A 19430-nucleotide genomic window follows, 5' to 3' on the forward strand; every position below is an offset into this window, starting at 1 on the left:
CGCTGATGTTACGCGGTGGCGCAGATGGTGCCGGAGCCGAGGACGATGTCGCCCAAACCATCCGGGTCCGGCAGGTAGAGCACCGCCGCCTGGCCGCGGGCCACGCCTTCGAGCGGCTCGTGCAGGGCAAGCGTCATCTGATCGCCCTCAACGCGTGCGGTGCAGGGCACGACCCCGCCGTGAGCGCGGATCTGCACGTTGGCCTCGAACTCGCCTTCCATCGCCGGGTGCAGCACTTTCAGGCGGTCGGCGGTGATCTCGTGGACTTTCAGCGCCTCGCGCGGGCCGACGGTGACCGTGCCGGTGGCGGTGTCCACGTCCGTGACGTAGCGCGGCTTGCCGTCGGCGGCGGGCACGCGGATGTTCAGTCCCTTGCGCTGGCCGATCGTGTACTGGAACGCGCCGTCGTGCTCCTTCAGCTCGTGGCCGTCGGTGTCCTTGATCATGCCGGGGCGCATGCCGATGGAACGGCCCAGAAACGCCTGGGTGTTGCCGTCCGGGATGAAGCAGATGTCGTAGGAGTCCGGCTTGGACGCGGTGGCGAACCCGTGGCGGGCCGCCTCCTCGCGGATCTGCGGCTTCTCGGTGTCGCCCACCGGGAAAATGCAGCGGTCCAGCTCCTCGCGCGTGAGCACACCGAGAACGTAAGACTGGTCTTTCTTCGGGTCGGTGGATCGGCGGAGGTTGCCTTGGTCGTCGATAATTGCGTAATGCCCGGTGGCGATCGCGTCGAAGCCCAAGGTCACCGCGCGGTCCAGCAACGCTGCGAACTTGATCTTTTCGTTGCAGCGCAGGCACGGGTTGGGGGTCTCGCCGTGTTCGTAGGACCATACGAAGTTGTCGATGACCTCTTCTTTGAAGCGGTCGGAGAAGTCCCACACGTAAAACGGGATGCCCAGGTGGTCGCACACGCGGCGCGCGTCGGCGGAGTCCTCCAGCGAACAGCACCCGCGGGCGGACTCGCGCGTCTGCTGCGCGTCCTTGCTCAGCGCAAGGTGCACACCGACGACGTCGTGGCCCGCCTCCACCAGGCGCGCAGCAGCGACAGAAGAGTCCACTCCCCCGCTCATGGCCGCCAATACTCGCATGTCGGCGCAGTGTAGTCCCGCGGATGCGAAAGGTGAAACGTCCGGCTGAATGCATGGAAACACCCCCTCGACATATACCCCCATAGGGTATTAACGTGGGGGACGGCCGTCGTGCCAGGCCCCGGCACGGCCGAACCGACCACAACGATGAACTGCAACGAGAGGACAGAACCATGAACGACAGACACGCCCACTCCGGCACCCGACCCGGTGGGCACGCCAGCCATCACGAGCACAGCAACCACGGAGGCCATGCCGGCCACCACCACACAGACCACGCGGGCCACGGAGAACATGGAGGCCATGGCCACGCGGGCCACGCGGGCCACGCAGGGCACGGAGACCACGTTGCCCAGTTCCGCAGGCTCTTCTGGATCATGCTGGTTCTCGCGATCCCGGTCGTCGGATTTAACGAAACCTTCGCCCATCTCATCGGCTACCAGCTGCCTGACGCGGACTGGGCTCGGTGGATCTCGCCGCTTTTGGGCACGGTCATTTACTTCTGGGGAGGTCGCCCGTTCTTGACGGGTGCTGTCTCCGAGATCCGCTCCCGCAAACCCGGCATGATGCTGCTGATCGCGCTCGCGATCACGGTCGCCTTCGTCTCCTCTTGGGGTGCGAGCCTGAACTTGCTGGACCGCGGGCTGAATTTCTGGTGGGAACTGGCGCTGCTGGTGGTCATCATGCTGCTGGGGCACTGGATCGAGATGCGCTCCCTCGCCCAGACCACCTCGGCCCTGGATTCGCTCGCCGCACTTCTGCCCGACGAGGCCGAGAAGATCGACGGCGACGAAGTGGTGAAGGTCACCCCGGCGGATCTTGAGGTCGGCGATGTCGTGATCGTGCGGCCCGGCGCGTCCGTGCCTGCCGACGGCACAATTGTCGACGGCAGCGCCAGCATGGACGAGTCGATGGTCACCGGTGAGTCGAAAACGGTGCGCCGCGGTGAAAGCGAGCACGTGGTCGCTGGCACCATCGCGACAGACTCGGGCCTGCGCATCAAGGTCACAGCCACGGGTGGCGACACCGCGTTGGCCGGCATTCAAAAGCTCGTCACCGATGCGCAAGAATCGTCATCGCGGGCGCAGCGCCTCGCAGACAAGGCCGCCGCGTGGTTGTTCTGGTTCACCCTCGGCGCCGCCATTCTGACCGCAGTGGTCTGGACCGTCGTCGGCATGCCAAACGACGCCGTGGTGCGCACCATCACGGTGCTCGTCATCGCCTGCCCTCACGCCCTAGGCCTCGCAATCCCGCTGGTCGTCTCGATTGCGACTGAGCGCGCCGCCCGCGGCGGGGTGCTGATCAAGGATCGGCTCGCACTCGAATCCATGCGCACCGTCGACGCGGTACTGTTCGACAAGACCGGCACTCTCACCAAGGGCGAACCCACCGTCACCGCGATCGACACCGCCGGAGGGCGTGATAAAGAAGACGTGCTTGCCCTTGCGGCGGCCGCCGAAGCAGACAGCGAGCACCCGCTCGCACGCGCCATCATCGGGGCTGCTCAGGCCCGTGGCGTAACCGTCCCGCAGGCAATCGACTTTACTTCGTCCCCAGCAGTGGGCGTGAAGGCAACTGTTGACGGTGAGGTAATCGAGGTCGGTGGCCCCTACCTGCTTGAGAAGCATTCCGCCGGGGAGCTCCCGGTCGCCGACGAGTGGCGAAAGGAGGGCGCGATCATTCTCCACGTCCTCGCCGACGGCGAAGTGATCGGAGCGCTGCGGCTTGCCGACGAGATCCGCCCCGAGTCCCGCGACGCCGTCGACGCACTGCACTCTGCGGGCGCCCAGGTCGTCATGATCACCGGCGATGCGCAGGCCGTCGCGGACACCGTAGCCAAGGACCTGGGCATTGACCGGGTCTTCGCGGGTGTGCGTCCCGAGCACAAGGCCGCGAAAGTCAAGGAACTGCAAGGCGAGGGCCACAAGGTCGCCATGGTCGGCGACGGCGTCAACGACGCCCCCGCGCTGGCCCAGGCCGATGTCGGCATCGCGATCGGTGCCGGCACAGACGTGGCGATCGGCTCGGCGGGCGTCGTCCTGGCAAGCTCCGACCCGCGATCGGTGCTTTCGGTCATCGAGCTCTCCCGTGCGACCTACCGGAAGATGAAGCAGAACCTGTGGTGGGCGGCCGGCTACAACCTGCTGTCCGTTCCGCTGGCTGCCGGTATCCTCGCCCCAATCGGGTTCGTGATGCCGATGAGCGTCGGCGCAATCCTGATGTCGGCCTCGACTGTCGTCGTGGCGCTGAATGCGCAGCTGCTCCGCCGCCTCGACCTCACCCCACAGAGCAGCACCGACCGGATGCTTAACAGGTCCAAGTGACCCGACACCGTCCACACCATCCAGGAGACCAATGATGAACACCCCCACCCACGGCTACATCAGCGAGAAAGACCGTTACCTCGCTCGGCTCAAACGTATCGAGGGTCAGACCCGCGGTATTCACCGCATGATCGACGAAAACGCCTATTGCATTGACATCCTCACCCAGATCAGTGCGGTCAACGCGGCGCTGAAGGGCGTAGCGCTGGGTTTGCTGGACGACCACTTGAAGCACTGTGTTGCCGATGCGATCAGCGACGGGCAGGAGGCCGACGTAAAGATCGAAGAAGCGTCCGCAGCTATCGCGCGGCTGGTGAAGTCCTAATCGTCATACCGCAGTACGACGCGGCTGCCCGCGGCAGCAAGTAGCGTGGACGGCCATGAACTTTTCCACTACCCGTTTAGTGCGGATCCGCAATGCGGGCATGGCAGCGTTCATGCTGGTCGCCTGCCTAGTTGGGCTGCTGCCGGATTCGCGGCAGTTGGTCGTCGGGCTCGCACTGCTGGCCTGCGCCATTGCGGCTCCGTTTACCCGCTGGCGCTGGCCGCTGGAAACGTTCGCTGCGATCCTTACGGTGCTCATTCCCGCGGCGTTCTGCAGCACGCTCCCCGTAGGCACAATCGCCGTGGCACCGTTCGCTGCCTACATCGCTAGGCGCCACCTGCCCGCCCCGCACCGCGACATCGCCACGGGTGCACTGCTGCTTGGCGACGCCGCAGCCACCGCGTTCGTCATCCCCGCGCTCACCGCGCTCAAGCCTGCCGAGCGACTCCCCTACATCTTCTGGAGCATCATTCTGCTGACCGTGGCGCTGCTGTTCGGCGAGCTGCGCCGCCGTGCCGAGGAGACCGCGGAGAAGGATCTGGCCCGACAGCGTGAGCAGTTCGAGCGCGATGCCCAGGAGCAGCGCGCCCACCTCGCGCGAGAGATCCACGACATTGTCACCCACTCGCTGACCGTCATCGTCGCGCAGGCCGACGGCGCGCGCTTTGCCGCCGCCCCGGAGGCGAAGGACGAGGCGCTGCGCACCATCGGCAATGTCGGCCGCGACTCGCTGCGCCAGATGCGCGGCGTGGTGGAGCTGCTCCGCGACGCTGAACAGCGTCCCCTTGAACCAGCAACGCAACTGGACATCGACGGCCTGGTCGCCACCAGCCGCGCGGGCGGGCTTAACGTCGCATACACCGCCGAGGGCACCCCTCCCGAGCACCTGGCCCCGGCCACCGCGCTTACCGTCCAGCGCATCGTGCAGGAGTCCCTGACCAACGCCATGAAGCACGGCACCGGCCGCGCCGAGCTCGCGGTGTGCTGGGGCGCAGATAACGTCGTGGTAGAAACGACGAACCCGGTCGCTCCCGGCGCGACCAGTCGTCCGGGCCACGGAGTGGAGGGCATGCGGCAGCGCGCGGCGCTTTCCGGCGGCACGGTGACCGCATCCGCAACCCCCGCCGGATCCTGGACCACAACGGCAAGGATCCCGCTGAACTCATGATCACTCTCGGACTCGCAGACGACCAAGCGTTGTTTCTCCACGGCATCCGCAACGTGCTGGACTCCCAGCCGGACATGGAGGTCCGCTGGCTCGCCGCGAACGGCGAGGAGGCAGTGCAGGCGTGCGACAGCGATCCGGTGGGCATTGTGCTCATGGACGTGCAAATGCCCGTCCTCGACGGCATCGCCGCCACCCGGCGTATCACCCAACACCATCCGGACATCAAGGTGATCGTGCTGACCACGTTCGACGACGAGGACTACGTGCTCGGCGGGATTGGCGCGGGCGCGAGCGGGTTCCTGCTCAAGGACGCGGAACCGGAGGCGCTGCTGGACGCGATCCGCACGGTTGCAGGCGGTGACGCGGTGATTTCGCCGAGGGCGACGAACCGGATCGTCGCAAAGCTTGCTGCTCCGACAGAGGAGGCTGTGGCCCTGTCCCCCGCGGACCGCTTCGCGCTGGGTGAGCTCACCGAGCGCGAGCGCGAAGTACTCATCGCGATTGCCCGGGGCTGGAGCAACGGCGAGATCGCCGAGCGGATGTTCATCTCCATGCCCACGGTGAAGACCCACGTGGGCCGGGTGCTGGCGAAGACGCAGTCGCGCGACCGGGTGCACGCGGCACTTTTCGCGTACCGGACCGGGTTGGTTTCGCGGGCGGACTTGCTGGATTCCTAAGCCGCGTCATACCTGGGTATCACGCCCAAAATCGTGCCCCGCGCCGACGCGGAAGGCCCGTGCCATGCGCGAACCTTGAACGCATGGAAACACCGACCATTCACACCCGGGGTCTGACCAAGACCTACGGAAACACAGACGTTGTCCACGACCTCAACCTCGAAGTCCAGCCGGGCGTGGTGCACGGGTTGCTCGGGCCGAACGGCTCCGGCAAGTCCACCACCATGAAGATGCTGCTCGGGCTGATCGCGCCGACCGGCGGCGAGATCACGATGCTGGGCCAGCCGATCACCCGCGCCAACCGGGCGAAGGTGCTCTCCGGCGTCGGTTCGCTCATTGAGGCACCGGCCGCCTACCCGCACCTGACCGGCGGGGAGAACATGCGCATCGTCACCCGCCTGCTCGGCGCCGACAAAGAACGGGCGCGCCGCGCGGTACGGCTTGTGCGCCTTGAAAACCACATGGACAAGCTGGTGAAGAACTACTCGCTGGGCATGAAGCAGCGTCTCGGCATCGCGATGGCGCTGGCACGTGACCCGCAGCTTCTGATCCTGGACGAGCCCACCAACGGCCTCGACCCTGCCGGCATCGAGGAGATCCGCGAGCTGATCATCAGCCTCGCCCGCGACCACGGCCGCACCGTGCTGGTGTCCAGCCACCTGTTGTCCGAGATTGAGAAGATGGCCTCGGATCTGACCATCATCAACCACGGCGAGCTGGTGTTTCAGGGCTCGCAGGACGACCTCTACAGCGCGCAGCTGCCGGACGTGTTCATCCAAACCCCTCACCCGGATGCGGCCGCCGAGGTGCTGCGGGCGCTTCACCCCACCTTCGTCGAGGGCGGCCTGGCGCTTTCCGGGCTTAGCGACGCCCAGGTCGCCGAGACTTGCGCTCACCTCGTCTCCCACGGCGTTCCGCTGCACCAGGTGGTGCGCAAGCGGCGCACCCTGGAAGACGTCTTCATCGGCCTGACGGGCAAGGAGGCGATGGACGCATGATGGTCGAGTTTGCGAAGCTCAAGCGCACCAAGATTGTCTGGCTGTGCCTGCTCATGTGCACCGGCATCGTGCTGTTTTCCAACATGAACCTGTTCGCGGGCGATCCCATCGCAGATTTCCAGGCCGACCCGCACACCCAGTGGGCCAGCCACCTCGTCGGGCTGGGCATGGCCCTGGCGTTTCTTGCTCCCCTACAGCTGGCGCTGGTGGCCAGCCGCATCGTCGACGCGGAACACGCAAGCGGCGGGTGGCGGCTCAACGCCATTGCCGGCACGAGGCCGGGGACGCTGCTTTCCCGGAAGTTCGCCGTGGCCAGCCTGATCGTGGTCGTGTTCACCGCGCTCGAATTCGCCGCAACCCTCGCCCTGCCCGTCGCTTTGGGCGCGCCCGCGCCTAGCGGGGCAATGGTTTCCACATGGCTGCGCTTCGGGCTCGGGGCCCTGGGCACCAGCATCGCCCTGCTGGCCGTGATGCTGCTGCTCGCGGCGGTGGTCGATTCACAGATCGTCGTGTTGGGCGTCGGCATCGTCGGCGGGTTCTTGGGCATCGCCGCGCTACTGTCCCCCGCCTGGCTCGCAGCGCTGAACCCCTTCGGCTACTACGCCGTGCTGCTGCCGTTCGGATTCACCGAGTCGGGCGTCGCTCCAACCCAGCCCGGCTGGTGGCTGTGGGCCGCATACCTTGTCCTCGCCGCCGCAGTGTTCATCGCAGGTTCGAGGGCCCTGGACCGGAAGGAAATCTAAACCATGCACCTGATCACAAACGACCTGCTGAAGTTCAAGCGCTCCCACATGTGGGCGGTGGTGGTCCTCGTGCCGCTTATCGCCGTCGGCTTCGGCGCCGGCAACTACTCCGCCAATGCCGAGACTCTGTCCGCGGGCTGGGACAGCTACTTCTCTCAGATCATGCTCTTCTACGGCATGCTGTTCTGCACCGCCGGCATCGCGGTGCTGGCCGCCTATGCCTGGCGCGTGGAGCACCGGGGACACAACTGGTTGACCATGCTCACCTCCACCCGCAGCGCCGGCAGCCTGGTGGCCGCAAAGATTGCGGCGATCAGCATCGCGGCCGCGACGATGCACGCGGTTCTGGTGATTCTCGCTCTCGTTATCGGTTTCGCCCTGGGCGTCCAGGGCGCGTTTCCCGTCCACCTCCTCGCCGCGGCTGCGCTGTCGCTGGCGCCGATGGTGGCGGTGGCGGCCTGGCAGTCGCTTTTCTCCATGGTCCTCCGCAGCTTCGCTGCCCCCATCGGCATCGCCGTGATAGCCAGCCTCATCTCCTTCGGCGCGCTCGCCTCCGGCATGCCCGGCGTGCGGTTCGTGCTCGCGCCGGCGCTGCTGTCGGAAACGCTGTGGATGGGAAGCACCGCCGTCGCCGATGCCGGCGCACTCGACTTCGGGACTGTCCTGAGCGTGATCCTCGCCTCGGCCGCGCTCGCGGCAGCCGCGTGGGCCGCCTCTGCGGCCTACCTGCGAGGGACAGACGCGCGCCTCTAGTACCCTCACCAGCCATGGCCGCAAAAAGCGAGTTTTACGAGATCGACACCGGCGTCGCCGAGGTGCTCCACGAGCCGGACGGCTCCATGGTGCTGCTCGTCAACGGGGTACCCAGCTCCCACATCGTGCCGGGCGAGCCGACCCGGCTGGATTTCGAGTACATGCGCTGGATGGCGGACTTCCTCGACTCCGCCTACCCAGAGACAAAGCGGGCGAAGTCGCGCCTGACGCACCTCGGCGGCGGCGCGTGCACGCTCGCCCGCTACTTCGCCGCCGCGTGGCCCGGCTCGCGCAGCACGGTCGTCGAGATCGACTCGGAGCTTGCGGTGCTTGCGCGCGAGCTTTTCGACGTCCCCCGGTCCCCCACCGTGAAAATCCGCGTCGGCGACGCCCGCGAGGTCACCGACGCGTTCAAACCGGCGACCCGCGACGTGATCATCCGCGACGTGTTTACCTCCGCCACCACGCCGCGCGATCTCACCACGGTGGAGTTCTACCGCGCGGCGTGGGCGTCGTTAAGCGAAGGCGGCTTCTACGTGGCCAACTGCGGCTCGCACGCGGATCTCAAGGAGGCCAAGGAGGAGCTGGCGGGGATGTTAGAGGTGTTTCCGCACGTCGCGGCGATCGCGGACCCGCCGATGCTCAAGGGCCGCCGCTACGGCAACATCGTCCTCATCGGCGCTGACCACCCCCTGGAGGCGAGCGATACGCTTACCCGCAACCTGCTCAAAGGCGGGGTGCCGGCGCAGTTCAAAGACGAAAAATGGTGCCGCCGCTTAGCGACGACACCGCGGCACGACTAAGCCGCTTTCGCGGCATTGTCCAGCAGGATGAGCAAGTCGCCGATCTGGTAGTCGCCGGTCATCATCTTCTGCAGGTCCTCGATCGGCAGCTCGCCCTGGCCCGCGAGCGCGCGGACGAGGCCCGCGATGTTGTCCGCGTCGGTCGGGTCGAAGCCGGCGAGGCGGGCGGCGTCGATAAGCTGCTGCGCACCCAGGCCGCCAGCGGCGAGCGCAAGGATCGCGACGACGAGCTTGGTGCTGTCCTGCTCAAGCACCTTCAGCTCCCCGGAGTCCGGCGCCTGGAACGCCTCCAGCACACCACCGCCGGCACGCAGGTCGCCCGCGGCGAACTGGTTCAGCTGTGCGGCGTTGCCGTTGTAGATGTTCATGTCCACCGGGGTGTTGATGCCCACCACGCGACCGGACTCGCTGCGCTGCCAGAAGCTCAGCTTGTCCCAACCACCGACCGGAGCCGGCGGACGGTTCTGAAACGCCGCCAGCCACAGCGGATACGAGGTAAACGCGCTGGTGTCGTTCATACGCTCGTACCAGAAGTAGCGGTAGGTGTAGATCATCGGGCGCTTGCCGGTGCGCGCCTCCAGCTCGGAGAGGAACGCCTGCGTCCAGCCCGCCAGCTGCACCGGCCCCAGCCCTTCGTCGACCTCCAGGTCCAGCACGGGCGGCAGCTGGGTGGCCGGGCCGTCGTTGACCACGGAGGCGAAGTAGCGCGCCTGCGCCACCGGATCCTCGGCGGGGCGCGCGTAGTGGTAGGCGCCCACCTTCAGGCCGGCATCGGCCGCGGCCTTGGCGTCCTCGTCGTAGAAGTCGTTTTTCCAGCCGTCGCCCTCGGAGGCCTTCACGTAGGCGAAGTCCTGGCCGCCGATGGTGTGCACGGAGCGCCAGTCGATGGCGGCGCCGCCCGGGCGCTGGTGGCCCGCCACGTCCACGCCGGAAACAACGCCCGGGATGGGCTGGGCGTCTGCGGGCCCGGTCACCGGGTTGATCACGCTCAGGCCTAAGGCGAGCGCGGTCACGGCGGCGGCTGCGGTACGGATGCGGCGAGAAATCTGCATGTCCGACACACTAAACCACTCAAGTCACACGCACCACACACGACACGCGTGTTACAGCGCGCCAGCGGCTCTAGCTCGCTCCACCACCTCCGGGATCGCCGCCAAAAACTGCTGCACGTCCTCGCGCGTGTTCGTCCGCCCCACCGTCACACGCAGCGCCCCCATCGCTTCGCGCTCGGAGTACCCCATCGCCTCGAGCACGTGACTCATCCGCAGCACACCGCTGGCGCACGCCGACCCGGCCGAGACTTGGATGCCCTGGGCGTCCAAAAGCATGATCAGCGCGTCCGCGTTCGCCCCCGGGAACATGAAGTGCGCGTGCCCGGGCAGGCGAGGCTCCTGCGCTACAGCGATCACCTCCGGCACAGCTGCCTTAACCCCGGCAATCACCGCGTCGCGCAGGCCCGCGATCCGTTGCCGCTCCTGCCCCATCTCGGCGACCGCCTCCTCCAGTGCCGCCGCCGTTGCCGCCGCCGAGGCCACGTCCACCGTGCCGGAGCGGATGCCGCGCTCCTGCCCGCCGCCCAAGATCACCGGTTTTGGCGCCGGCGAGCGCCGCGCCAACAGAATCCCCATCCCGCGCGGCCCGCCGAACTTGTGCGCGCTGGCCGCCAGCGTGGCCGCGCCGAGCTCGTGGAAGTCCACCGGAATGTGCCCGACCGCCTGCACCGCGTCCACGTGCACCGACGTGCCCGCCGCCCCGGCCCGCGCAACCGACTCGCGCACCGGCTGGATCGCGCCGGTTTCGTTGTTCGCCCACATCACCGCCGCCACCGCGGCCGGGGCATCTAGCGCTGAAAGGTTCGAGACCACGCCGTCGCGCCCCACCGGCAGCCACTCAGTCTGCCCCAGAGACTTGACTACCTCGAGCACAGCCGGGTGCTCGATCGGGGTAGACACCACACGGCCGCCTCCGGAAGCGCTCCAAAGCCCGCGCACCCCGATGTTGTTCGCCTCGGTGCCGGAGCCGGTGAACACCACCTCCACCGGATCCGCGCCAAGGGCTGCGGCGATGCGCTCGCGGGCGTCGGCGAGCACCGCGTTGGCCTTGCGCCCGGCGGCGTGCTGGCTGCCGGCGTTCAAGACACCTGCGTGCTCTACCCACGCGTCGATGGCGCTTTGGCGCATGGGAGTGGTGGCTGCGTGATCGAGGTAGACCATGCCCCACAGGTTAGGCGTGCACGCGCGCGTGGCACACATGCGCCACCGCGTCGTCGCCGATGCGCGCGATCACCACACCCATCTGCTTGTCCCCGCGCAGCTTGAGCTTCTTGCGCAGCTGGTCCGGGTCCACGTCCACCCCGCGCACGAGGATCTCCGCGGCCCCAGCGCCATGGCCGGCGAGCGTTTTCTTCAGCGCGCGCAGCGGCACCGCCTCGATGAACTCGAAGCCGCTATAGCCCGCTGGCACAGCGTCGCCGGTGGTGTAGGCGATGTGCTCATCGAGCATGCTCAGCCCGTGGCGCGCGGCCCACTGCCGCACCAGCCCCGCACGCACGACCGCGCCGTCCGGCTCGATGATCCACTTGCGCGGCGCGGTGACCTCCACCTCGTCCGGCTCGTCGTCGGTGACGCGTTCCTCGAAGTCGCGCAACACCACTGCTTCTCGACGAGCTCCGCCCGCCAACCCCGGCGTGTACAGGCACGCCTCTTTTACGCTCCCGTCCACCGAGACCACGCTGACCAGGCCATCCCACCCGGAGTAGTCGATGCCCGGCGCGCACTTGACCGCCATCTCGCGGCCGGCATGCGCGGAAAGCAGGTCCGGCAGCGGCGGCAGGAGCTTCGCCGGGTCGGTGATCCGCTTGCCGCCGGCCCGGCGCGCGGGGTCAGCCACCACCGCCCCGCCGGAGCTCACCGGCGCGAGCGCGTCGGCGCGAGCCAGCCAGGCGCCTGCGCCGAGGTTGTGCCGCGCCATGACCAGGCGCGCGGCGTCCAGGTCCGAGCCGAGCCAGGCAACGCCGGCATCAAGAAACGCCGGCGCCTCGGAGCCCACCGAACAGGTCACGTCGTGGACGAACTCCACCCCGGCTGAGGCGATGCGCCTGGCCCGCACGCTCGCCACGCGCGTCGGGGTGGCTTGCTGCACTGCGTCAGCGTCGGTGAGCCAGTGCTCCGGAAACTTCCCTGCTGCCGCGCGCTGGGAGGAGATGAGCACGCTGACCGCGCGGGCGTACTCGCCGAAACGGGCATCGAGGACCGCGCGGTCCGCGAACACGGATTGCTTGGTCAGCGCCACCTGCGGCGCAACCTCCGCGATCTCCCTGGCGTGCTCCGACAAAAAGCGGGCTTCTACAACGCTAAATCCCACCGCGGCGTCCAATCCTGTCTATGGGCGTGAAAGAGAAGAAGTCGTGGTAGCGCACGTCGTCCACCGGGTCACCCACCACCGGGGACAGGTCTGCGCGCCAGGCGGCGGCCAGCGCCTCTTCCGTGTCGCTGAAGCGCGCTACCTCGTTCAGCTGCGCCCACGTCGAGGGCGCCAGGCGCACCAGGCCGTGGCGCCAGCCGTCCAAGATCAGCTTGGGAGGAAACCAGTTGGCGTCGTCCGCCTCCTCGGTGTTGGAATCCGGCTCCTGGCCCTCCGGGTTGGCGGCGACGAAGGTGAAGGTGTCGAACCAGTTGCCGCTTTCAGACTTGCCCACCCACCTCGCGAGTGGCTTGACCAGGTCGGCGCAGACGTTGAGGTTGGACTCGCGGAGCACGTCGGTAAGCGAAAGCTCATGCGACGCCAACTTCAGGCGGTGCTCGTGGAAGGGGCGCGCGTCATCGAGCAGCACCCCGTCGTCGTCCACGGCGAGCAGCGTGCCGGTTTCCTCGAACAGCTCGCGCACCGCCGCAAACAGCAACGCATGCGCCTTGTACTTGGTCACGCCCAGCTGGCGGGCCAGGGAAATCGCGGAGCGGCCGAGCCACAGCTCGCCGTCGTCCCACGCGCGCGGCGGGAAATCGCGCGAATCCACCCCACCGCCGGGAAAGACAGTGATGCCGGGGTAATTCGGCATGGAAAGCACGCGCTCCTGCATCCACACCTCGAGACCGTCCGCACCGTCGCGCAGCAGCATCACCGTCGCGGACAGCCGGGCACCTTGAAACCCGCTGCGCTCGTGGACGTCGATGGTGTCGCCGACGTCGTGCGTCAGCACGCCCTGGGTGCGATTCCTTCTCGTGGGCATTGCCGAAATCCCCCGGGCCTACGCCCGGTGCGCACCACCGCGCTTGGCGCGAGCTCGGCGGGCGGTGTAGCGGCCCTCGTCCACTGTGACCTCGATGGGCTGGTGGTAGGCGCGCGAAACGTTTTCAGAGGTCAGCACGTCGTTGATGAGGCCCTGGGCGACCACTTCGCCCTCGTCCAACAGCATGGCGTGGGTAAAGCCCGCCGGGATCTCCTCCAAGTGGTGGGTGATCATGACAATCGCCGGGGCGTCCGGGTCCATGGCCAGATCGCCCAGGTAGGCCAGCAGGTCCTCGCGCCCGCCCAGGTCCATGCCGGCGGCCGGCTCGTCCAGGATCAAAAGCTCCGGGTTGGTCATCACCGCACGCGCAACCAGCACGCGCTTCTTCTCGCCGTCGGACAGGGTGCCCCAGGTGCGGTCGATCAGGTGGATCGCGCCGACCTGCTCGAGCACCTCGAGGGCCTGCTCGTAGTCCATTTCGTCGTAGTCTTCGCGCCAGCGCCCCAAAATGGCATAGCCGGCGGAGACGACCAGGTCGCCCACCTTCTCGTTGTCCGGCACGCGCTGGGCCACCGCCGAGGACGTCACGCCGATCGCCGCACGCAAGTCGCGCATGTCGGTGGCGCCGACGCGCTCTCCGAGGATGAACACGGTGCCCTTGGACGGGAACTCCTGGGCCGAGGCCATGCGGATCAAGGTGGTCTTGCCGGCGCCGTTGGGGCCGATGACCACCCAGCGCTCGTCCAGCTCCACCTGCCATGTCACGGGCCCCACAAGGGTGTTGCCGCCGCGGATGAATTCCACGTCGCGCATGTCCACCAGCAGGTCCGGGTCTGTCACCAATTCCTCACTCGCATTCACGCATCCATCTTTACCTATTTCGGCCCGCGTGTGTGGGAGGCCCGCGCTACCCTGGCTGATGGAATGCAGGCAGGTTGAGAGGGTCAGTAAAAATGGTTGCTCGCTTTGGCATCGACGATGTGCGCCCCCAGGTTTCCGGTCGCACGCTGCCCGCGAAGGCGGTGGTCGGCGAGGTCGTGCCTATTTCGGCGCTGGTGTGGCGCGAAGGCCACGACGCGATCGCTGCGACACTGGTGCTGGTGTCGCCTACCGGCGAGCAGTTTACGGTGCCGATGCATCAGGAGTTCTACCGCCCGGATTACGTCCACGCCGTGTTTATCCCCCGCGAAAAGGGGCTGTGGCGCTACCGCGTGGATGCGTGGAGCGACGTGATGGCCACCTGGCGCAATGCGGTGGAGAAGAAGCTCGCCGCCGGCCAGACCGAAAAAGAGCTGGCCAACGACATCGCCCACGGCGCGGACCTGTTCGCCGCGGCCATCGCCCAAACTCCCTCCCCGCAGGTGCTGAAGAACGCCCGCACAACGCTTCTCGACGACACGCTCCCGCTCGCCGACCGCATCGCGCCGTGCGTGTCAAGCAAGGTGCGCGACGTGCTTGCCGAGTACCCGCTGCGTGAGCTGGTCACCCGCGGACCGGTGGCCGACATCCTGGTGGAGCGCCGCGAGGCGCTGGTGAACTCCTGGTACGAGCTGTTCCCCCGCTCCACCGGCGGCGTGGACGCTATGGGCAACCCCGTCCACGGCACGTGGGAAACCACCGCGGCGCAGCTCCAGCGCGTGGCGGACATGGGCTTCGACACCGTGTACTTCCCGCCGATCCACCCCATCGGCGAGGTCAACCGCAAGGGCCGGAACAACACGCTGACCCCGGAAGACGGAGACGTCGGCTCACCGTGGGCGATCGGTTCCAAGCACGGCGGCCACGACGCCTTCGACCCGAACCTGGGCGGCGAGGACGAATTCCTCGACATGATGGACCATGCCAACGAGCTGGGCCTGGAAATCGCCCTCGACTTTGCCCTCCAAGCAGCCCCCGACCACCCGTGGGCCAAAGAGCACCCGGAGTTTTTCACCGTGCTCGCGGACGGCACCATTGCTTATGCCGAAAATCCGCCGAAGAAGTACCAGGACATCTACCCGCTCAACTTCGACAACGCCCCGGAAAAGCTCTACGCGGAGATCTACCGCGTGCTCATGTACTGGGTGGACCTGGGCGTGACCACCTTCCGTGTGGACAACCCCCACACCAAGCCGGTGGATTTTTGGCACTGGCTGATTGCGAAGGTGCACGAGACCGACCCGGACGTGATCTTCCTGGCGGAGGCGTTTACGCGCCCGCCGCGCATGTACGGGCTGTCCAAGGCCGGGTTCTCGCAGTCGTACACCCACTTCACGTGGAAGACCACTAAGGCGGAGCTGACCGATTTCGCCCAGCTGCTCGTGGACGTCGCCGATGTCTCCCGCCCCAACCTCTTCGTCAACACCCCCGACATCCTGCACGCCACGCTGCAACAGGGCGGCCCGGCGGCCTTCGCGCTGCGCGCCACCCTGGCTGCCACCATGAGTCCGCTGTGGGGTGTCTACTCCGGCTACGAGCTCTACGAGGACCGCCCTGTGGCCGAAGGCAGCGAGGAGTACCACGACAGCGAGAAGTACCAACTGCGCCACCGCGACTTCGACGCCGCGCTGGAAAAGGGCGCGTCGCTCGAGCCGTACCTGACCCTGCTCAACCAGATCCGCCGTGACAACCCGGCACTGCAGCAGCTGCGTCAGATCCGCTTCCACGACATCGCCAACGACCAGATCATCGCCTACTCCAAGGTGGATGCCGAGACCGGCAACGCGGTGCTTGTGGTGATCAACTTAAACCCCTCCTCCACCCAGGAGGGCATGCTGCGTGTCGACGCCTCCGCGGTAGGACTCAACGACGGAGAAACCTTCAAGGTGCACGACCAGATCACCGGCGAGCGCTACACCTGGACCACCGCCGAGACCGGCAACTTCATCCGTCTCGCGCCGGAGAAGAACGTCGCGCATATTTTCCGGTTGCCGGAGGTGCCTTCGGCTCGTCGAGAAGCACTTGCGTACCGTCAGATTTCAGACCACGACTACCGTCCCTAAGGAAGCCAATGAACACCGACCTGCTCATCCCCGAAGGCGACCGCCAGCGCCTCATCGAGTGCAAGCACCACGCGCCCCACGATTTCTACGGCTGGCACCGCGTGGGCGCAGGATCCGTCGTGCGCACTCGCTTCCTCGGCGCGGAGCGCGTGGAGCTGCTCATCCACAACGGCGCACGTGCCATGGAACCCATCGGCGACGACATCTGGGCAATCTCGCTTGACGACGAGCATGCGCCCGACTACCGCTTCCGCGTCACCTACCCGGGTGCAGAGCCTGCCATCGTGGCGGATGCGTACCACTTTTTGCCCACCTTGGGCTCGCTGGATCTGCACCTGATCAACGAGGGCCGACACGAACGCCTCTGGGAGGTCCTCGGCGCGAACGTGCGCTCCTACGAGACCTCCCTGGGCGAGGTCCGCGGCACCTCCTTTGCCGTGTGGGCGCCGAACGCCCAGGGAGTGGCCGTCATCGGCGACTTCTGCGGGTGGAACCCCAACCAGTACCCCATGCGCTCTCTGGGCTCTTCCGGCGTGTGGGAGATCTTCATCCCTGGCATCGGCGACGGCGCGACCTACAAATACGCGATCCAGACTGCCGACGGCACCCGCGTGGACAAGGCCGACCCACTGGCCAAGCGCACACTCACCCCGCCGGAGACCGTCTCCGTGGTGGCCGCGCCGAGCGAATTCGAGTGGACGGACAGCGAGTGGATGAACGCGCGCGCCGGTATCGACGCCACCAACTCCGCCATGAGCGTGTACGAATGCCACATCGGTTCCTGGAAGCAGGGCTCCAACTACGCCACCCTGACCGAGGAGCTCGTGCCCTACCTGGTGGAAAACGGCTTCACCCACGTGGAGTTTTTGCCCGTGGCCGAGCACCCCTTCGGCGGCTCCTGGGGCTACCAGGTCACCGGCTACTACGCCCCGACCGCGCGCTGGGGCACCCCGGACGAGTTCCGCAAACTCGTGGACACCCTGCACGCCAACGGCATCGGCGTGCTGGTGGACTGGGTGCCCGCCCACTTCCCCAAAGACGACTTCGCGCTCGCGCGTTTCGACGGCACCGCGCTCTACGAGCACCCCGACTGGCGCCGCGGCGAGCAGAAAGACTGGGGCACCTACGTCTTCGACTTCGGCCGCCGCGAGGTGCGCAACTTCCTGGTGGCCAACGCCCTGTACTGGTGCGAGGAGTTCCACCTGGACGGCCTGCGCGTGGACGCGGTGGCCTCCATGCTCTACCTGGATTACTCCCGTGAGCCCGGCGAGTGGCTGCCCAACCAGTACGGCGGGCGCGAGCACTGGGAGGCCGTGCAGTTTCTGCAGGAGATGAACGCCACCGTGCACCGCGAGCACCCGGGTGTGCTCACCATCGCCGAGGAATCCACCGCCTGGCCGGGCGTGACCGCGCAGACGGACGCTGACGGGCTGGGTTTCTCCCTGAAGTGGAACATGGGCTGGATGAACGACACCTTAGAGTACTTCTCCCTGGACCCCATCCACCGCTCCTACCACCACAACGAGATCACCTTCTCGCTGGTCTACGCGTTCTCCGAGCGCTACGTCCTGCCGTTTAGCCACGACGAGGTGGTCCACGGCAAGGGCTCGCTGTGGACCCGCATGCCCGGCGACGACTGGAACAAGGCCGCCGGCCTTCGCGCCCTCTACGGCTACATGTTCTCGCACCCCGGCAAGCAGCTGTTGTTCATGGGCTGCGAGTGGGGCCAGACCACCGAATGGGACGAGGCCCACTCCGTCAACTGGGACAACATCTCCGATAGCTGGGGCCACGGCTACCACCGCGGCGTGCAGCGCCTCGTGCGCGACCTCAACCGCGTCTACCGCGACACCCCGGCGCTGTACTCGCAGGACAACACCCCGATGGGCTTCCAGTGGGTCAAGGGTGACGACGCCGCGAACAACATCCTCGCCTACATCCGCTGGGGCGTGGACGCCACCCCGGTGCTCGCCGTGGTAAACCTTTCCGGTGCCTCCCAGCCCAACTACCGCCTGGGGCTTCCCGAGGCCGGCGAGTGGGAGCTGTTAGTCAACACCGACGACGCCGTCTACGGCGGCGCCGGCAACGACCTGCCGCAGGTACTCACCACCGAGCCGACCGAGTGGGACCGCTTCGAGCAGTCCGTTCAGCTGCATGTGCCGGCGATGAGCGCGCAGTACTACATCCTGCGCCGCTAGAACAGGGCGCTTGCGAGCCGGGTGCGCGCCGCGATCACGCGCGGGTCGCCCGGCTCGAGCAGCGTCAACAGCTCCAGCAATCGCTCCTTGGCGCGCGGCTCGGCCTTGACGTGCTCTAGCAGACGGTCGAAGGCCGCCTCCGGGTCGCCTGCGACAAACTCCTTGTCCGCGAGCCACAGCAGCTTCTCGACGTCATCCTCCGGCTCCCCCTGCCCCTGCACCCTCTTGAGCACAGCCACGGTCGCCTTGGCCTGTTTGATATCGGCGTTGGTGGGGTCGTCAGCGAGGATCTCGTCGTAGACCGCCGTGGCGGCGTCGAAGTCGCCCGCGTTGAGCGCCTCCGTCGCGCGGTCCAGGCGGGGGTCGACGTCTTCCTGCTCGGGCGCGTTGTCGTCGACAAGCCCCTGCAGCTGCGGGCCCACCTGGCTGACCAGTGCGCCCACCCACTGCTCGAGTTCGTCGGCCGGCTGGTTGCCCTCAAAGTTGGCCACCGGGCGCCCGCCCGCGAGCGCGACCACGGTGGGCAGCACACGCACGCCCATGGCCTGCGCGACCTGCGGGGTCGTGTCCGCGTTCACGTAGCCGACCATGAACGCGCGCTGGCCTGCCGAGAGCTTCTCAAACTGCGCCTTCAGGTTCTCCGAGTCTGGGCTGCGCGGCGTGCCGATGAGCAGCACCACGGGGATCTGCATGGAACGCTCGAACACGCCCTTTTCAACGTTGGCCTCAGTGACCGTGATGAACGACTCGAAGCCGGCCTGCGCCTCGTCGTTGCGCTCCGCGAGCGCTCCCAAGTCGATCGCGCCGCCGGTGAACTGCGGGTTGGTCATGTGCTCTTACGCCTCCAAGTGCTTGTTCAGGGATTCGACTTTCTGCTGCAGCATGTTCTCGTAGCCGGGGCGGATATCCGCCTTGACCACCAGCGACACGCGCGGGGAGACCTCCTCCACCGCCTGCGTCGCCCGCTTAATCACGTCCATGACCTCGTCCCACTCCCCCTCGATGGTGGTGAACATCGCCGTGGTCTCGTGCGGCAGGCCCGACTCGCGGACCACCTTCACCGCCCTGGCGACAACATCGGACATCTCCGCGTTGGAATTCTCGGTCATGGTCGGTGCCACAGAAAACGCTGCAATCATGCGGC

The 19430-nt window shown here is 67.1% G+C and carries 18 protein-coding genes; 10 read left to right on the forward strand and 8 right to left on the reverse strand.

The genetic code is table 11. From position 1 onward, the window contains the following. Window positions 1-8 precede the first annotated feature (8 nt). On the reverse strand, window positions 9-1088 hold the full coding sequence (mnmA, locus tag NUW87_RS03755) for a tRNA 2-thiouridine(34) synthase MnmA (RefSeq protein ID WP_269027260.1): 1080 nt from the start codon (window positions 1086-1088) through the stop codon (window positions 9-11). Between the two features lie 173 nt (window positions 1089-1261). Between mnmA and NUW87_RS03760 the strand changes: the two genes are divergently transcribed. From NUW87_RS03760 to NUW87_RS03795, 8 genes are all read left to right on the forward strand, one after another. Beyond that, window positions 1262-3412, forward strand: coding sequence for a heavy metal translocating P-type ATPase (locus NUW87_RS03760; protein ID WP_344849657.1), 2151 nt, complete (start codon window positions 1262-1264; stop codon window positions 3410-3412). 31 nt (window positions 3413-3443) lie between these two features. Then, the gene (locus NUW87_RS03765; protein WP_269027261.1) at window positions 3444-3737 is read left to right on the forward strand and encodes a metal-sensitive transcriptional regulator; all 294 of its coding nucleotides are present in this window, start codon (window positions 3444-3446) and stop codon (window positions 3735-3737) included. Between the two features lie 55 nt (window positions 3738-3792). Further along, complete coding sequence (locus NUW87_RS03770; RefSeq protein WP_269027262.1) at window positions 3793-4905, forward strand: sensor histidine kinase; 1113 nt, start codon at window positions 3793-3795, stop codon at window positions 4903-4905. Beyond that, window positions 4902-5582, forward strand: coding sequence for a response regulator (locus NUW87_RS03775; protein ID WP_269027263.1), 681 nt, complete (start codon window positions 4902-4904; stop codon window positions 5580-5582). The genes NUW87_RS03770 and NUW87_RS03775 overlap by 4 nt, the downstream gene beginning before the upstream one ends. 83 nt (window positions 5583-5665) lie before the next feature. Further along, window positions 5666-6580, forward strand: coding sequence for an ABC transporter ATP-binding protein (locus NUW87_RS03780; RefSeq protein ID WP_269027264.1), 915 nt, complete (start codon window positions 5666-5668; stop codon window positions 6578-6580). Further along, a complete protein-coding gene (locus NUW87_RS03785; RefSeq protein WP_269027265.1) occupies window positions 6577-7323 on the forward strand; it encodes an ABC transporter permease in 747 nt (248 codons plus the stop codon). The genes NUW87_RS03780 and NUW87_RS03785 overlap by 4 nt, the downstream gene beginning before the upstream one ends. A 3-nt stretch (window positions 7324-7326) precedes the next feature. Next, the gene (locus NUW87_RS03790) at window positions 7327-8076 is read left to right on the forward strand and encodes an ABC transporter permease (protein ID WP_269027266.1); all 750 of its coding nucleotides are present in this window, start codon (window positions 7327-7329) and stop codon (window positions 8074-8076) included. Between the two features lie 14 nt (window positions 8077-8090). Then, complete coding sequence (locus NUW87_RS03795) at window positions 8091-8879, forward strand: spermidine synthase (RefSeq protein ID WP_269027267.1); 789 nt, start codon at window positions 8091-8093, stop codon at window positions 8877-8879. On the opposite strand, the gene NUW87_RS03800 is transcribed toward NUW87_RS03795, so the two are convergent. From NUW87_RS03800 to NUW87_RS03820, 5 genes are read right to left on the reverse strand one after another with little or no spacing between them, the layout of a single operon-like run. Then, window positions 8876-9931 (reverse strand): glycoside hydrolase family 25 protein, encoded by a 1056-nt coding sequence (locus NUW87_RS03800; RefSeq protein ID WP_239219473.1) that lies wholly within the window; start codon window positions 9929-9931, stop codon window positions 8876-8878. The genes NUW87_RS03795 and NUW87_RS03800 overlap by 4 nt on opposite strands. 51 nt (window positions 9932-9982) lie before the next feature. Continuing rightward, window positions 9983-11092 carry a cysteine desulfurase family protein gene (locus NUW87_RS03805; RefSeq protein ID WP_269027268.1) on the reverse strand — a complete coding sequence of 370 codons (1110 nt, stop codon included), beginning with the start codon at window positions 11090-11092 and terminating at the stop codon, window positions 9983-9985. Window positions 11093-11102: 10 nt separating this feature from the next. Next, a complete protein-coding gene (locus tag NUW87_RS03810) occupies window positions 11103-12242 on the reverse strand; it encodes a THUMP-like domain-containing protein (RefSeq protein WP_269027269.1) in 1140 nt (379 codons plus the stop codon). Next, window positions 12232-13107, reverse strand: a complete 876-nt coding sequence (locus NUW87_RS03815) for an NUDIX hydrolase (protein ID WP_269027270.1) — start codon at window positions 13105-13107, stop codon at window positions 12232-12234. The genes NUW87_RS03810 and NUW87_RS03815 overlap by 11 nt, the downstream gene beginning before the upstream one ends. 18 nt (window positions 13108-13125) lie before the next feature. Further along, on the reverse strand, window positions 13126-13920 hold the full coding sequence (locus NUW87_RS03820; RefSeq protein WP_269027419.1) for an ABC transporter ATP-binding protein: 795 nt from the start codon (window positions 13918-13920) through the stop codon (window positions 13126-13128). A 140-nt stretch (window positions 13921-14060) separates the two neighbouring features. Between NUW87_RS03820 and NUW87_RS03825 the strand changes: the two genes are divergently transcribed. Both NUW87_RS03825 and glgB read left to right on the forward strand, forming a co-directional pair. Then, on the forward strand, window positions 14061-16088 hold the full coding sequence (locus NUW87_RS03825; RefSeq protein WP_269027271.1) for a maltotransferase domain-containing protein: 2028 nt from the start codon (window positions 14061-14063) through the stop codon (window positions 16086-16088). Window positions 16089-16096: 8 nt separating this feature from the next. Beyond that, window positions 16097-18286: a 1,4-alpha-glucan branching protein GlgB gene (gene glgB, locus NUW87_RS03830; protein WP_269027272.1), complete on the forward strand. Its 2190-nt coding sequence runs from the start codon at window positions 16097-16099 to the stop codon at window positions 18284-18286. Here glgB and NUW87_RS03835 read toward each other — a convergent pair. Together NUW87_RS03835 and NUW87_RS03840 are read right to left on the reverse strand one after the other, a co-directional pair. Further along, the gene (locus NUW87_RS03835; protein ID WP_269027273.1) at window positions 18283-19116 is read right to left on the reverse strand and encodes a tetratricopeptide repeat protein; all 834 of its coding nucleotides are present in this window, start codon (window positions 19114-19116) and stop codon (window positions 18283-18285) included. The two genes, glgB and NUW87_RS03835, sit on opposite strands and share 4 nt — an antisense overlap. Window positions 19117-19122: 6 nt before the next feature. Then, window positions 19123-19425, reverse strand: coding sequence for an MTH1187 family thiamine-binding protein (locus tag NUW87_RS03840; RefSeq protein ID WP_034999836.1), 303 nt, complete (start codon window positions 19423-19425; stop codon window positions 19123-19125). Window positions 19426-19430: the final 5 nt, after the last annotated feature.

This window comes from Corynebacterium pilbarense (assembly GCF_026930265.1).
GTDB lineage: Bacteria > Actinomycetota > Actinomycetes > Mycobacteriales > Mycobacteriaceae > Corynebacterium > Corynebacterium pilbarense.